The sequence below is a fragment of the Pseudomonas sp. BP11-1-1 genome, assembly GCF_052112105.1.
Lineage (GTDB): Bacteria > Pseudomonadota > Gammaproteobacteria > Pseudomonadales > Pseudomonadaceae > Aquipseudomonas > Aquipseudomonas alvandae.
Genome location: NZ_JAUTYU010000003.1, coordinates 492,253 through 506,010 on the forward strand (window position 1 = coordinate 492,253; position 13,758 = coordinate 506,010).

The window sequence follows — 13,758 nt, forward strand, 5'->3', positions numbered from 1 at the left end:
GTCTATTTGTGCTCGTTTATGCAGGTTGTGGATCCATGAGTACCCCTCTCGAAGTATTCCCCGGCGAACGCCAACGATTGATCAGCGAGCGGCTTGCCCTGTATGGCCGGGTCATCGCGGCTGATCTGGCCAGTGAATTCAACGTTTCCGAACACTCGATACGTCGCGACCTGGGCGCTTTGGCTGCGGCCGGTTTATGCAAGCGCGTCTATGGCGGTGCGATTCGCTTGCCGGCGGCCGAAGTGCCGATAGACGTCCGAATCCATCAGGACTCGGCCCGCAAGGACAATCTTGCCCGCGCCGCGGCTTCGCTGCTCAGCGCGGGCCAGCACGTCTTCCTTGATGCCGGGTCGACTAACCTGGCTATCGCCCGCGCTATCGATCCAGGCCTGCGCTTGACCCTCACCACCAACTCGCCGTTGATCGCGGTGGAGCTGATGAAGCTGCCCAGCGCCGAAGTCATCCTGCTGGGTGGTCGCCTGAACCCTGTTGCGGGCGGCGCGATCGGGTTGGCGGCTGTCCAGCAATTGCGCCAGTTCAATTTCGATGTGTGTTTCGTGGGTGCCTGCGCCATCGACCCGGACAACGGCGTCACGGCGTTTGGCCTGGACGACGCCGAATTCAAGCGCGCGGTGGTCGCTGCGAGCGGTCAGGTGGTGGTGGCGGTCACCAACCAAAAGCTGTCCAGCGTTGCGCATTACCAGGTCGCATCCTGCGAAGAAGTCACCGCGCTGGTGGTGGAGCACGATGCGCCGCACGAACGACTCGATCCTTTTTTGGCGCGGATATCCAAAGTCATGAAGGCGCCCGCCAAGGCCTGAGGTGCAACGATGGGATACAAGCCCATTGTCCGCCAGCCGATTTACGTCTAGTTTGCTGCCCCATCACAACTACAAAAGTCAGGAGTCATCGATGCAACCGATTCGTCTCGGCCTGGTGGGCTACGGCAAGATCGCCCAGGATCAACACGTCCCCGCCATACGCGCCAACCCTGCGTTCGAGCTGGTGGCGGTCGCCACGCAAGGGCAGCCGTGCGCCGGCGTGGAGAACTTCCAGTCCTTGGGCGAGTTGCTGGAAAACGGTCCGCACGTCGATGCGATTGCCTTCTGCACGCCGCCGCAAGGGCGCTTCGGCCTGGTTCGCCAGGCGCTGGAAGCGGGCAAGCATGTGCTCGTGGAAAAGCCGCCGTGTGCCACCTTGGGCGAAGCGATGGAATTGGTCGAGCAGGCGCGTGAAAAGGGCGTCAGCGGCCTGTTTGCCTGGCATTCGCGTTATGCGCCCGGCATCGAGGCGGCCCGCGACTGGCTTACTAGCCGCACGCTGCAAAGTGTCCAGATCGACTGGAAGGAAGACGTGCGCAAATGGCACCCGGGCCAGGCGTGGATCTGGCAGCCCGGCGGCTTGGGCGTGTTTGATCCGGGCATCAATGCCTTGTCCATCGCTACCCACTTGCTGCCCCGCGCTCTGTTCGTCGAGTCCGCCGAACTGCGCGTCCCCGATAACTGCCAGTCGCCGATTGCCGCCAGCATCAAGATGTCCGACGCCGGCCATCTCGACATCCGCGCGGAGTTCGATTTCGACCATGGTCATGACGAGCTCTGGAGCATCGAGATTCGTTGCGCCGAAGGCACCTTGCGCCTGGACAACGGCGGCGCGCTATTAAGCATCGACGATGTACGCCAGGCGGTGTCGGAGGAGGGCGAATACGCGGCGGTGTACCGGCATTTCCAGCAACTGATCGGTGCCAAGGCCAGCGACATGGACCTGCAACCGCTACGCCTGGTTGCGGACAGCTTTTTCGTCGGTAGCCGGACGTTGGTCGAGCCGTTCTACGATTGATCTTGCCCACGCGCCGATCGTCCTGGCGACGATCGGCGCGCCGCATGCCTATTGATGTATTTCGGCAACCGACATGGTGAAGACCAGCTTCGACTTGCCCGCGTTGGAATAGGCGTGGGCGACATCGGTTTTCGCCACCGCCGAGCTCCCGGCGGGAATCACCAGTTCCGTTTCCCCCACTACGCACTTCAACGTGCCTTTCTCGACATGGAACAGCTCAAGCGTGCCTTGAGGGTGTCCGGCTGAAGAAAAGGATTCGCCCGGGAACATCTCCCAGCGCCACAACTCGATCATGTTCGGGCCGGTCGTCCCGGCGAGCAGGCGTGCAGTGCCTCCCAATTCCCCGGTCCAGAGCGTGGGGATGTCCTGGCTGTCAATGATGTGGGCCGACGGTGGCTCCGCCACGTTGACGATATCCGCCACCGAAAGGCCCAGCGCCGCAGCAATCTTGCACAAGATGCCGATGCTCGGGTTCGCCGTGCATTTCTCGATCTCGACCACCATCCCTTTACTTACGCCCGAGCGCCGGGACAGCTCGTCCAAGGTGATTTTCTGAGCCTTGCGCGCCTGCTTGAGCGTGCGGGCAACGGCCAGGCTCACCGCGTGGGCATCCGCGCCAGGCGTGGTCGATATAGTGGTATTCAGGGTCATCACCAAAGAATCGCGAGGAAGATAGGCCAGGATTCTCGACGGTTGCCGGTGGCGTCGTCAATCAGCTCGTCGGAGTTTATCGACCAGAAAAGTCGATATATTGACTTTGGCGGTCGGCGATGACTAGCATGAAAGCCAATTTGGATCGCTGGAGAACCTTGATGCTGTCAGTACTGCCGTTGATCGACCAAGCCGTTGCCGAGCTGGCGCCCGGGTTCAGGGCCCTGAGCATCGTGGTGCAGGCTGCGCCGCTGACCCAACCGGACGTCGCCCGCACGGCCCTGGATCGTGCCTGCCAATCGGTGCTGGCCGGCGGTCCCGCCTGGGGTGAGGCCCACCTGCAGCAATGGGCCGACACGTTTCGACAGTTCGGCGCCAAGCCACAACGCACGCCATGCTCGGCCGAGGCCCTGCGCAAGCGCGTGCTGCGGGACGGCAGCTTGCCGAGCCTGGATCCCGTCGTCGATCTCTACAACGCCATCAGCATCGAGTACGCGATCCCCGTCGGCGGCGAAAACATCGAGGCCTACGTGGGCTCGCCGCGGCTCGTGATCGCCGACGGCTCCGAACCGTTCGACACCATGAAAGAAGGCGCGCCCGCCCATGAATTCCCAGACGCCGGCGAAGTGGTCTGGCGCGACGACCAGGGCGTGACGTGCCGTCGCTGGAACTGGCGTCAGGGCGTCAGGACACGCCTCGATGCGGACGCCAGGCACATGTGGTTCATCCTCGAAAGCCTGCCGACGATGCCGCTCGAAGCGTTGACCGAGGCGGGCGACAGGCTGATCGAAGGGTTGCAGGCGATGATGCCGGGTGTACAGATCGAGAGTGCATTGGTCGGTCCTGGCGCTCACTGAACAACAGGTTGTCCCGCAGGGGGCAAGAGGGTGTCTCATTCATGAACTACGTCAGCACGCGGACACCCGGCAAGACCTACGCATTCAGCGAAGTGCTCATGGGCGCGTATGCCCCGGATGGCGGATTGTTCGTTCCTGGCAAGGTGCCTCGGTTTACGGATCAGGCGCTTTCCCGGCTGGAGTGGCTGCCTTTCCATGAGCTGGCCTGCGAGGTGATCGGTCCTTTCCTGGGCGACTGGATACCTCGGGAGCAGTTGTTCCGAATCGTCGAGCAGGCTTATTGCGGCTTCAAGAGCAGGGCGGTCGCGCCGCTTTACCAGACGGCGACTAACGAGTGGGTGCTGGAGTTGTTTCACGGGCCTGCCAACGTCTATCAGGACTTCGGCCTACAGCTGATGGCCCGTCTGATTGAGTACACGTTGTCCAAGAGTGGCAAGGAGGCCTTGGTGGTGGGCTGCACCGGCGGCGACACCGGTGCGGCGGCGATCAAGGCTTTTAACGGCGTGCAAGGCGTGACACTGGTCGTACTGCACCCGTCACGGGGCATGACGCAGGCGCATCGACGGCGTTTGTTGAGCACCGGGCAAGCCAACGTCATCAACATCGAAGTCGACGGGGACTACGCCGATTGCCATCGGTTATGCGAGAAGTTCCTCAAGGGCAGCCACCGAACCCGCAAATCGCTCATCTCCTTCAATTCGGTGAATTGGGTAAGGGTACTGGCGCACCTGTCGTTCTTTTTCTATTCGGCGCTTCAACTCGGGGCACCAAAGAGGGAGGTGGCCTTCAGCGTGCCCACCGGCAACTTCGGTGCGCTGTACGCAGGGTATGTGGCCAGGGAAATGGGCTTGCCCATCAGGCAATTGATCGTGGCCACGAACGCCAATGCGGGCCTGCACGAATTCCTGCAGAACAACCTCTACCGCCGCCATGAAATCCGCGCCACCCAGACGCCGTGCATGAACGTCTCCGTGGCTTCGAACTTCGAGCGGTTGCAATGGAGTGTGCTCAATGGTTGCGGGAACAAAGTCGCCAGGAACATGGAGCGGCTGGAGGAAGACGGGCGGATCCAGTTGGAACAGGACGAATGGCTGCAAGCGCGCAAATTGTTCGACTCCCTCGCTGTGGAGGATGCGGATGCCTTCAATAGCATCCATGAGGTTTTCGTGCAGAGCGGTTACCTGATCAGTCCACTCACGGCCATCGGCTTGCGTGCGGCGCGTGTCAGCCGGCGCAGCTTGCTGATTCCGATGATTTGCCTGGCGACCACCCATCCATCTATCAGTGATGCCGGGCTGCAGCGTTTGTCCGACCGAAGTTTTATTTCAATACCCAATGATATAGCCGCGCTGGTGCAGTTTATTGATGACTTGTCCAAAGACACGGAGTCTCGCTCGTTATAAAACCGGAGTCAGCGATGAAACGTGTTCTCGATAAAGTTGATGAAAAAATACTGGATGAGCTGACCCGTCATGCACGGCTTGCCCATAATGAAATCGGCTTGAAAGTCAATTTGTCGCGCAATGCCGTGCGACTCAGGATTGAGCGATTGGAACGCGATGGTTATATCCGGGGATATACCATCGTCAAGGGCACGCCGGCGGCGGAAGCAGGGCCTATCAGGGCGCTGGTCTTTGTCTATCGAAAGGACCGGATGCGCGATGCCGAGGTGGTCCGGTCAGTGGCCACCATTCCCGAAGTCACGTCCTGCAACGTGATGAGCGGTGATCTCGACATCGTCTTGACCGTAGAGGCGCTGAATTCGGATCGCATCCACAAAGTCTGGAGCGAGATCTCGGCGTTGCCGGGTGTATTGAATACCGTCACGTCTTTCGTCTTGTCTTGCACTAAGTAAACCGAAAAGCGAAGTGTGCCGATGCGCGAGCAAATTGCTCGTAATAACGCGCTGTTTGCCATCTTCGTAAACATCAATGGCGGAATTATCATCGTCAGTACCTAACTATAACAACGAGAACGTGCCGTGGCTGACTGTGCAGTTACCTGTTTGGTATTGAAACAACAGGTCCATCATTATGAATAATTTGAGTCTCTCGCTCGCGGCTGATTATAAGGCGATGGTTGTTAGCAACCCCTTTGACGGTTCTCCAGTGGGTGAGGTGATGGACATGCCCGCTTCATCAGCGACCCCGCTGATTGACACGGCACTGCTGGGGGCCCTGGTTGCCAGGGAGCTGCCGCGACATGAACGGGCGCGGATATTGGAAGCCACCGCGTCAGGTGTCGAAGCCGACAGGGATGCGTTTGCCCGGCTTATCGTGGCCGAGTCCGGGAAAACCTTGAAGCAAGCAAGGAAGGAAGTCTCGCGCTGCATCAACACCTTGAAACTCTCCGCTGAGGAAGCCAGGCGCAATGCCGGCGAGGTGATCCCGTTCGATGCCTACGCCGGGTCGGAGTCCCGCCAGGGCTGGTACACCCGCGAGCCGCTCGGCGTCATTGTCGCCATCACGCCTTATAACGATCCGCTGAATCTGGTGGCCCATAAGCTCGGACCGGCCATCGCAGGTGGCAACGCGGTCGTGCTCAAGCCTTCCGAGTTGACGCCGCTGTCGGCGATCAAACTGGTGGGTTGCCTGATCGACGCCGGCCTGCCGCCCGGCGTGGTCAGCGTTGCGACAGGTGGCGCTGCGTTGGGCAAGGCCCTGGTCGCGCACCGCGCGGTGCGCATGGTTTCGTTCACCGGGGGCTTCGTCACCGGTGAGCAGATTTCCCGTATCGCCGGCCTGAAGAAGCTGGCAATGGACTTGGGCGGCAATGCGCCGGTAATCGTCATGGCCGACAGCGACCTTGCCGCTGCCATTGACGCCTGCGTGTCGGGTGCGTTCTGGGCAGCGGGGCAGAACTGCATTGGCACTCAACGCATCTTGATCGAGGCGCCGGCCTTTGACGCCTTCAAAAAAGGCTTTGTCGAAAAGACCCGCGCACTGGTCGTCGGCGATCCTGCGGACGAGCGCACGGACGTCGGCCCCATGATCAGCGAAGCGGCGGCCAAGCGCGCTGAAGCGTTGGTCAACGAAGCGGTTGATCACGGCGCCACGTTGCTGTTCGGCAACCTGCGCGTGGGCTCGCTGTATTCGCCAACGGTCCTGGAAAACGTCGGCTGCGATTGTCCGCTCTGGTACGAGGAAGTCTTCAGCCCGGTGGTGATGCTGCAATCGGTGGGCTCGCTGGAAGAGGCGTTGACGCTGGCCAATGAGCCGCAATACAGCCTGCACGCCGGCATTTTCACCCGAGACCTGAACGTTGCCCTGAGCGCCGCCAAACGGCTGGAGGCGGGTGGTGTGATGATCAACGATTCGTCGGACTTCCGTTTTGATGCGATGCCTTTCGGCGGCTTCAAATACGGAAGCATGGGCCGCGAAGGCGTGCGTTTTGCCTACGAGGAGATGACCCAGCCCAAGGTCGTCTGCCTTAACCATACAGGCACCGGTGCAAGCGTGATTTCACCCGGCAAGACAACAACATCCTTCTGAGGAAATACCCATGCGTCCTGATAAAAAGAACCTGTCCTCGCTGTCTGCGGCCACCCTGGCGGTGCATGGCGGCAACGTTGCCGACGCCACCAGTGGCGCGGTTCGCACGCCCCTGGTGATGGCCAACTCTTATCTGCTGCCTGAAGACCCGGCCACCATGGACTGGTCGAGTCCGGACGGGCTGGTGTACACGCGCAACCAAGGTCATAACCAGGTGTGCCTGGAGAAAAAACTCGCCGCACTCGAAGGTTGTGAAGCGGCTGTGGTATTCGCCACCGGCGTGGCGGCGTTGCATTCGGTGTTTTTCTCATTCCTGAAAAGCGGCGATCACGTCATCGTCAGCGATATTACCTATCAGGCGGTCTGGCGGCTCTTTGCGGAACTGCTGCCTGAGCGCTACGGCATCGAAGCGACGTTTGTCGACGTGGGCGACCTGGATTCGGTGCGCCAGGCCCTACGGCCCAATACCCGGCTGATCCACACCGAAGTGATCGCCAACCCGACCACCAAGGTGGCGGACATCGGAGCGCTGACTGAAATTGCCCATGCCCATGGCGCGTTGATCAGCGTGGACGCGACGTTCACGCCCCCGCCATTTTTCCGCGCCAGCCAACAGGGCGTCGATTTTGTCGTGCACTCGTTGACCAAATACATCAACGGCCACGGCGATGCCATGGGTGGCGTGGTGATCGGCACCCAACGGATGATCGACAAGATCAAGAACGACGCGCTCGTCGACCTCGGCGCGACCATCTCGCCGTTCAACGCCTGGATGATCATGCGCGGCTCGGTCACGCTGCCGCTGCGCCTGAACCAGCTATTGAGCAGCGCCGGGAAAATCGCTGAATTTCTCGATTCCGACGATCGCATCGCCTACGTCTATTACCCCGGGCTGGCGTCTCATCCCCAGCACGAATTGGCGCGCCGACAGTTCGCCGGCAAGGGGTACGGAGCCATGATGGCGTTTGCGGTGAAAGGCGATCCGGACACGCAAAACCGCTTTGTCTCGAACCTGCGCATCATCACGTCAGCGGTATCGCTGGGGCATGATGAGTCGCTGATCGTGCACGTCGGCGCGGAGGGCCGGGGCGGTTTCGACAGGTACCCTGAAGAGTTTCGCCAGTACGGGCATTTGCGCTTTTCGGTCGGTTTGGAAGATCCCGAAGATCTGATCAGCGACATCACCGCCGCGCTGGATGAAACATTCAAGTAACTTGGCTGATCAGGTCGCGCAACAGGGTTTGGTCAACCCGTCTTTGCCCCCGTACCAGCGGGGGTTCTTTTAATAAGATTATGAGCAATTATCTCATTCAGTCATTGCTGAGTGCCCCTGGATAATTGCCCATGTATTTAATGGAGTTGGATTGTGGCTTGGCTGAGTTTAATAATTGCTGGATTACTTGAAGTGGTTTGGGCGTTTTCGATGAAACAGTCCGATGGATTAACTCGGGTCGGCCCGACGGTGATTACCCTGATAACGGTCATTGCCAGTTTTGCCTTGCTGTCCTATTCAATGAAAAGTTTGCCGCTCGGCACCGCCTATACCATCTGGACAGGCATTGGCGCGGTGGGAGCGTTCGCGGCAGGCATCATTTTCCTGGGCGAGCCGGCCAGCCTGTCGCGCGTCGTGGCTGCGGTCCTGATTGTCAGTGGTTTGTTGATGATGAAGTTGGTTTCTGCCTGAAAGGCGAGCGGTTTGCTCGTAATATCGTTCACTTTGCCATATTCGTAAAACCGCGACGCTCCGGTAATGTTCAAGTCGAAATCGTTGCGCTCGTGGAACACCAGTGCCCGACATCGATTGCCCTTAATCCAATTACAATAGTTAGGGATGTATTTATGATTTCGTTGAGAAAGTTGTGTGCGGTCCTGCTGTTACCGTTATGTGTGGGCGTGGCTTCGGCCAAGGACTACACGACACTGCGCTTTGGTGTCGATGCCAACTACGCGCCCTTCGAATCCAAATCGGCCGATGGCAGCCTCAAAGGGTTTGATATCGATCTGGGCAACGCTATTTGCGCCAGGCTGCAAGTCAAGTGCGTCTGGGTCGAGAGCGATTTCGACGGTCTTATTCCTGGTCTGAGGGCCGGCAAGTTCGACGGCATCCTGTCTTCCATGACCGTGACCCCCACACGCGAAAAAGCCATCGACTTTTCGGACGAACTCTTTTCCGGTCCTACCTCCTACGTGTTCAAGAAAGGCTCGGGGCTGAGCGAGGAGGTGGCTTCGCTCAAGGGCAAGACCGTCGGTTATTTCCAGGGCAGCATCCAGGAAGCCTACGCAAAATCTGTCCTGGAGAAAGCGGGTGTGAAAACCCAGTCCTACCAGAATCAGGATCAGGTTTATTACGACCTGGTGGCGGGGCGCCTGGACGCCTCCATTCAGGACACGCTGCAAGCGAAACTGGGTTTCATGGCGTCGCCTCAAAGTGCCGGTTATGAACTCAGCAACACCGTGGACAGCCCCTACCTGCCGGCCAAGACGGCCATCGGCATTGCCAAGGGCAACGCCGACTTGAAGGCCCTGTTGAACAAGGCCATCCAGGCGCTCCATGACGATGGCACCTACGATTCGATCCAGAAGCAATATTTCGGCGATCTGAATCTCTACAGCGGCAAATGACCCTCCGACGCTCGTCCGCGGGGATGGGCATCTTTTCGCCTGAGGTTGCTGACCATGATCGACACACTATCAAACGCGTTGGAGCTCGCAGGGTTCAGCCTCAAGGGCTTCGGGCCGCTGTTGCTGAACGGTGCCTGGATGACCGTCAAGTTATCCGTCGCTTCGCTGCTGCTCAGTGTGCTGCTGGGACTTGCCGGGGCCAGCGCCAAGCTCTCCGGCAAGCAATGGCTTCGCGTGCCGGCGCAGCTCTACACCACGCTTATTCGCGGCGTACCGGACCTGGTGCTGATGCTGCTGATTTTCTACAGCCTGCAAACCTGGCTGACGATGCTCACGGTCGCGCTGGGTTGGGACTACATCGAGATCAACCCGTTCGCGGCCGGGATCCTCACCCTCGGATTCATCTATGGTGCCTATTTCACCGAGACCTTTCGCGGCGCGTTGCTCGCCGTTCCCCGTGGGCAATTGGAAGCCGCCACTGCGTATGGCTTGAGCCGGGCGCAACGCTTTCGCCTGGTGGTTTTTCCGCAGATGATGCGCTTTGCCCTGCCGGGGCTGGGCAACAACTGGATGGTCATCCTCAAGGCCACTGCGCTGGTCTCGATCATCGGCCTGGCTGACCTGGTAAAGGCCGCCCAGGACGCGGGCAAGAGTACCTACCAACTGTTCTTTTTCCTGGTGCTGGCGGCGTTGGCCTATCTGGTCATCACCAGCGTCTCCAACGTTGTCCTGCGTCACTTGGAACGGCGTTATGCAACGGGTTGCCGGGAGGCCGTGCGATGATCGAACTCCTGAAGATGTACGGGGAGCCGTTTTTCTACAGCGATGGGCAGCAGATCACGGGCCTGGCGATGACGCTTTGGCTGCTCAGCGCCTCCCTTTTCGTCGGCTTCATCGTGTCGATCCCGCTGTCCATTGCCCGTGTCTCGTCCCGTTGCCTGGTGCGCTGGCCGGTGCAGTTCTACACCTACCTGTTTCGCGGGACGCCGCTCTATATCCAGTTGCTGATCTGTTACACCGGCATCTACAGCCTGGCGGCGGTACGGGCGCAGCCGTTGCTGGATGCGTTCTTTCGCGATGCGATGAACTGCACGATCCTGGCGTTTGCCCTCAACACTTGCGCCTACACCACAGAGATTTTCGCCGGCGCCATTCGCAGCATGGCCCATGGTGAAGTCGAGGCGGCCAAAGCCTATGGCCTGTCCGGTTGGAAGCTCTACGCCTTCGTGATAATGCCTTCCGCGCTGCGCCGTTCGCTGCCGTACTACAGCAACGAAGTCATCCTGATGCTGCATTCCACGACGGTGGCCTTCACCGCGACGGTACCGGACATCTTGAAAGTGGCCCGGGACGCCAACTCCGCGACCTTCCTGACCTTCCAATCGTTTGGCATAGCAGCGCTGATCTACCTGGCGGTGACGTTCGCACTCGTCGGCCTGTTCCGCCTCGCCGAGCGTCGCTGGCTGGCTTTCCTCGGCCCGGCTCATTAGTCATGCCTGCCTGAACGTTGTCCATCCCGATCCGCTTAAAGAAGAAGATTGCGACATGTACAAACTGACCGTTGAAGATTTGCACAAAAGCTACGGCAACCACGAAGTGCTCAAGGGCGTGTCGCTCAAAGCCAGTACCGGCGATGTCATCAGCCTGATTGGGGCCAGCGGCTCCGGTAAAAGTACCTTTCTGCGCTGTATCAATTTTCTCGAAACCCCCAACGATGGCGCCATGAGCCTGGACGGCAAGCCGATTCGCATGGTCAAGGATCATCTGGGGTTGCACGTGGCCGACGCCAGTGAGTTGCAGCGCCTGCGCACGCGCTTGGCGATGGTATTCCAGCATTTCAATCTGTGGGGGCACATGACGGTGCTCGACAACATCAGCCTTGCGCCGCGCCGGGTGCTGGGTGTCGGTAAGAAAGAAGCTGAGGAGCGGGCCCGGCATTACCTGGAAAAGGTCGGGTTGCCGGCGCGGGTGGCCGAGCAATTTCCGGCCTTTCTGTCGGGTGGCCAGCAGCAACGGGTCGCCATTGCCCGCGCGCTGGCAATGGAGCCCGAAGTCATGCTCTTCGACGAGCCGACCTCTGCCTTGGACCCTGAGTTGGTGGGAGAGGTACTCAAGGTCATTCAGGGACTTGCGGAGGAAGGTCGGACCATGATCATGGTGACGCATGAAATGAGCTTCGCCCGCAAGGTATCGAGCCAACTACTGTTTCTTCATCAGGGTCAGGTCGAGGAGCAGGGCGGGGCCGAGATCCTCGACAACCCGCGCAGCGAGCGCCTGCAGCAATTCCTGTCCAATGGGTTGAAGTGAGGCAGCCGGGGTAGCCGATGACGACGCGTCAGGTCACGGCTACTCCAGATCCTCCGCCCGATGCCGCTCCGGCACCTGGCTCGCCTCATCGCCCCAGGTCCGGTTGACACGCTGTCCTCGCTTGACCGCGGGCCGATTGGCGATTTCCTCGGCCCAGCGCTGCACGTGGGTGTATTCGTGGGCCGACAGGAACTCGGCCGCCGAGTACACGTTGTTCCGCACCAGTTGGCCGTACCAGGGCCAGACCGCGATGTCGGCGATGGTGTACTGGTCGCCGGCCAGGTACCTGTTTTCGGCCAGGCGACGGTCCAGTACATCCAGTTGGCGCTTGGCTTCCATGGTGAAGCGGTTGATGGGGTATTCCATTTTTTCTGGCGCGTAGGCGTAGAAATGGCCGAAACCGCCGCCCAGGTAAGGCGCCGAGCCCATCTGCCAGAACAGCCAGTTCAGGGTTTCAGTACGGCCGGCTGGATCGCTGGGCAGCAAGGCGCCGAATTTTTCCGCCAGGTACAGCAGGATCGAACCGGACTCGAACACACGGAGCGGCGGCTCGACGCTGCGGTCCAGCAGGGCCGGGATCTTGGAGTTCGGATTGACCTCGACGAAGCCGCTGGAGAACTGGTCGCCTTCGCCGATGCGAATCAGCCAGGCGTCGTATTCCGCGCCGGCATGCCCGAGGGCCAGCAGCTCTTCGAGCATGATCGTGACTTTCACGCCATTGGGCGTTGCCAATGAATAGAGTTGCAGCGGGTGCTTGCCCACCGGCAACGGCTTCTCATGGGTCGGCCCGGCGACAGGCCGGTTGATGCTGGCGAACTGGCCACCCGAGGGGGCCTCATGTTTCCAGACTTTGGGCGGAACGTAAGACGCTTGGCTCATGAAACGTACCTTATCGTTGAATGCATGTGTTCCGGGACGAAGCCATAGCACATTTGCGCTATGGCACGCGTCGAGACATGGACTCTAATCTATGGGCGCTCTGTCAGGCAGACAAGGGCAGTGGGCAAATGAGTCGAATCGACAGGGAGCTGCTTTTGAATAACACACCGTCAAGCCATCCAGACGTGAACACCGATGATCGCAAGCGTGTCGCCGGGGGGCTCGCCCTTGCCGCCTGCACATGGACCGTCATGACCGCTGTGTCGGCGGCATACGCGGCAGACGTGTCGTCCGCTCCCTGCACCCGCGAGACCGATTTCCAGCCCGGCACCGTGGTGATGTCGGAAAGTCGCGACAATCTTTCGCCAACCACCAGTCGCAGTAAAACCGAGACCCTGGCCCGTGAAACCTTTGCCGGCGCCGATCCGGTGGTATCACTGCACACGTCGTATCTGAACAAAGTGCCGTTTTACCTCACCAAGACCTATGCGGAAATCAAGGATGGCCAACTGATTCGCTACGGCGACCGGCATGGCGATGGGGCGTCGCTGGTGACTTCGACATACAGCCCGCCGCCCGCCACGCCGATCGATCTGCAGCCTGGCCAGACGGTCACCGTCAACTACAAGAACAAGGCGCAGAGTGCCGGCGGGACGGTGGAGTTCGATATTTCCGAGAAGCTGACCTACAACGGCCGGGAAACCCTCACGACCGCGCTAGGAACATTCGATACCTGCAAGTTCACCAACGAAATCACCACGGGCGGCGCCGCCAGGCAGGTCGTCGTGGTGCATAACTGGTTCCCGGTGGACGGGCCTTATCGTGGCCAGTCGATTCGCTCGGTCACGCCTGCGTTCAACGGTGTCCCGGAAAGAATCAGTGAAATCATCAATATGAAATATTCCACGCGATAAGCGTTTTTTCAGACCTGGGTACGGTCGCTATATTTCCTTTGGCGATAGTCCAGTAAGTGCGCCGATATAGTCTTTCTTGACGTCAAAAGATAATTCCTTCGAACCATTTCAGTCCTTGAGTTATTCGCCGATAGCCCTTTGAGGTCCGGTGAATTTCTTGGGTTCGTCGAGGGTACGTCATGTTTAACACAACACTAA

15 protein-coding genes are annotated in these 13,758 nt (G+C 59.7%); 13 read left to right on the plus strand and 2 right to left on the minus strand.

Annotation, left to right across the window (positions count from 1 at the left end; all coding sequences use genetic code 11):
- Positions 1 to 35 precede the first annotated feature (35 nt).
- Both Q7C33_RS08800 and Q7C33_RS08805 read left to right on the plus strand, forming a co-directional pair.
- Complete coding sequence (locus tag Q7C33_RS08800) at positions 36 to 821, plus strand: DeoR/GlpR family DNA-binding transcription regulator (protein WP_217859617.1); 786 nt, start codon at positions 36 to 38, stop codon at positions 819 to 821.
- A gap of 91 nt (positions 822 to 912) precedes the next feature.
- Complete coding sequence (locus tag Q7C33_RS08805) at positions 913 to 1,839, plus strand: Gfo/Idh/MocA family protein (RefSeq protein WP_258647387.1); 927 nt, start codon at positions 913 to 915, stop codon at positions 1,837 to 1,839.
- A 48-nt stretch (positions 1,840 to 1,887) separates the two neighbouring features.
- On the opposite strand, the gene Q7C33_RS08810 is transcribed toward Q7C33_RS08805, so the two are convergent.
- Entirely contained in the window at positions 1,888 to 2,490 is a 603-nt protein-coding gene (locus Q7C33_RS08810) for a helix-turn-helix domain-containing protein (protein WP_407683228.1), read from the minus strand.
- A 161-nt stretch (positions 2,491 to 2,651) separates the two neighbouring features.
- Between Q7C33_RS08810 and Q7C33_RS08815 the strand changes: the two genes are divergently transcribed.
- The 10 genes from Q7C33_RS08815 to Q7C33_RS08860 all read left to right on the plus strand — a co-directional run bounded on the left by Q7C33_RS08815 (position 2,652) and on the right by Q7C33_RS08860 (position 11,767).
- A complete protein-coding gene (locus tag Q7C33_RS08815; protein ID WP_217859616.1) occupies positions 2,652 to 3,347 on the plus strand; it encodes a B3/B4 domain-containing protein in 696 nt (231 codons plus the stop codon).
- Positions 3,348 to 3,388: 41 nt separating this feature from the next.
- Positions 3,389 to 4,750, plus strand: a complete 1,362-nt coding sequence (gene thrC, locus Q7C33_RS08820) for a threonine synthase (RefSeq protein WP_407683229.1) — start codon at positions 3,389 to 3,391, stop codon at positions 4,748 to 4,750.
- 14 nt (positions 4,751 to 4,764) lie between these two features.
- On the plus strand, positions 4,765 to 5,202 hold the full coding sequence (locus Q7C33_RS08825) for an Lrp/AsnC family transcriptional regulator (protein WP_030140575.1): 438 nt from the start codon (positions 4,765 to 4,767) through the stop codon (positions 5,200 to 5,202).
- Between the two features lie 178 nt (positions 5,203 to 5,380).
- Positions 5,381 to 6,838 carry an aldehyde dehydrogenase family protein gene (locus Q7C33_RS08830; RefSeq protein WP_407683230.1) on the plus strand — a complete coding sequence of 486 codons (1,458 nt, stop codon included), beginning with the start codon at positions 5,381 to 5,383 and terminating at the stop codon, positions 6,836 to 6,838.
- Between the two features lie 10 nt (positions 6,839 to 6,848).
- A complete protein-coding gene (locus tag Q7C33_RS08835) occupies positions 6,849 to 8,051 on the plus strand; it encodes a trans-sulfuration enzyme family protein (RefSeq protein WP_407683231.1) in 1,203 nt (400 codons plus the stop codon).
- A gap of 153 nt (positions 8,052 to 8,204) precedes the next feature.
- A complete protein-coding gene (locus tag Q7C33_RS08840) occupies positions 8,205 to 8,522 on the plus strand; it encodes a DMT family transporter (RefSeq protein ID WP_030140578.1) in 318 nt (105 codons plus the stop codon).
- Between the two features lie 155 nt (positions 8,523 to 8,677).
- Complete coding sequence (locus Q7C33_RS08845; RefSeq protein WP_051065989.1) at positions 8,678 to 9,460, plus strand: transporter substrate-binding domain-containing protein; 783 nt, start codon at positions 8,678 to 8,680, stop codon at positions 9,458 to 9,460.
- A 54-nt stretch (positions 9,461 to 9,514) separates the two neighbouring features.
- Positions 9,515 to 10,243, plus strand: coding sequence for an ABC transporter permease (locus Q7C33_RS08850; protein WP_407683232.1), 729 nt, complete (start codon positions 9,515 to 9,517; stop codon positions 10,241 to 10,243).
- Positions 10,240 to 10,950: an ABC transporter permease gene (locus tag Q7C33_RS08855; RefSeq protein WP_030140581.1), complete on the plus strand. Its 711-nt coding sequence runs from the start codon at positions 10,240 to 10,242 to the stop codon at positions 10,948 to 10,950. Before Q7C33_RS08850 ends, Q7C33_RS08855 begins: the two co-directional genes overlap by 4 nt.
- A gap of 55 nt (positions 10,951 to 11,005) precedes the next feature.
- Positions 11,006 to 11,767, plus strand: coding sequence for an ABC transporter ATP-binding protein (locus tag Q7C33_RS08860; protein WP_217859611.1), 762 nt, complete (start codon positions 11,006 to 11,008; stop codon positions 11,765 to 11,767).
- Positions 11,768 to 11,806: 39 nt separating this feature from the next.
- Here Q7C33_RS08860 and yghU read toward each other — a convergent pair whose 3' ends face one another.
- Entirely contained in the window at positions 11,807 to 12,646 is an 840-nt protein-coding gene (yghU, locus tag Q7C33_RS08865; protein WP_030140583.1) for a glutathione-dependent disulfide-bond oxidoreductase, read from the minus strand.
- Positions 12,647 to 12,801: 155 nt separating this feature from the next.
- Between yghU and Q7C33_RS08870 the strand changes: the two genes are divergently transcribed.
- Complete coding sequence (locus Q7C33_RS08870) at positions 12,802 to 13,560, plus strand: hypothetical protein (protein ID WP_309475695.1); 759 nt, start codon at positions 12,802 to 12,804, stop codon at positions 13,558 to 13,560.
- Positions 13,561 to 13,758: the final 198 nt, after the last annotated feature.

Bases quoted from the DNA above. Each gene is read 5' to 3' on its own strand.
- Q7C33_RS08850 (WP_407683232.1), top strand. From the start codon at position 9,515: ATGATCGACACACTATCAAACGCGTTGGAGCTCGCAGGGTTCAGCCTC.
- Q7C33_RS08805 (WP_258647387.1), top strand. From the start codon at position 913: ATGCAACCGATTCGTCTCGGCCTGGTGGGCTACGGCAAGATCGCCCAG.
- Q7C33_RS08855 (WP_030140581.1), top strand. From the start codon at position 10,240: ATGATCGAACTCCTGAAGATGTACGGGGAGCCGTTTTTCTACAGCGAT.
- Q7C33_RS08845 (WP_051065989.1), top strand. From the start codon at position 8,678: ATGATTTCGTTGAGAAAGTTGTGTGCGGTCCTGCTGTTACCGTTATGT.
- Q7C33_RS08825 (WP_030140575.1), top strand. From the start codon at position 4,765: ATGAAACGTGTTCTCGATAAAGTTGATGAAAAAATACTGGATGAGCTG.
- Q7C33_RS08830 (WP_407683230.1), top strand. From the start codon at position 5,381: ATGAATAATTTGAGTCTCTCGCTCGCGGCTGATTATAAGGCGATGGTT.
- Q7C33_RS08835 (WP_407683231.1), top strand. From the start codon at position 6,849: ATGCGTCCTGATAAAAAGAACCTGTCCTCGCTGTCTGCGGCCACCCTG.
- thrC (WP_407683229.1), top strand. From the start codon at position 3,389: ATGAACTACGTCAGCACGCGGACACCCGGCAAGACCTACGCATTCAGC.
- Q7C33_RS08810 (WP_407683228.1), bottom strand. From the start codon at position 2,490: ATGACCCTGAATACCACTATATCGACCACGCCTGGCGCGGATGCCCAC.
- Q7C33_RS08800 (WP_217859617.1), top strand. From the start codon at position 36: ATGAGTACCCCTCTCGAAGTATTCCCCGGCGAACGCCAACGATTGATC.
- Q7C33_RS08815 (WP_217859616.1), top strand. From the start codon at position 2,652: ATGCTGTCAGTACTGCCGTTGATCGACCAAGCCGTTGCCGAGCTGGCG.
- yghU (WP_030140583.1), bottom strand. From the start codon at position 12,646: ATGAGCCAAGCGTCTTACGTTCCGCCCAAAGTCTGGAAACATGAGGCC.
- Q7C33_RS08860 (WP_217859611.1), top strand. From the start codon at position 11,006: ATGTACAAACTGACCGTTGAAGATTTGCACAAAAGCTACGGCAACCAC.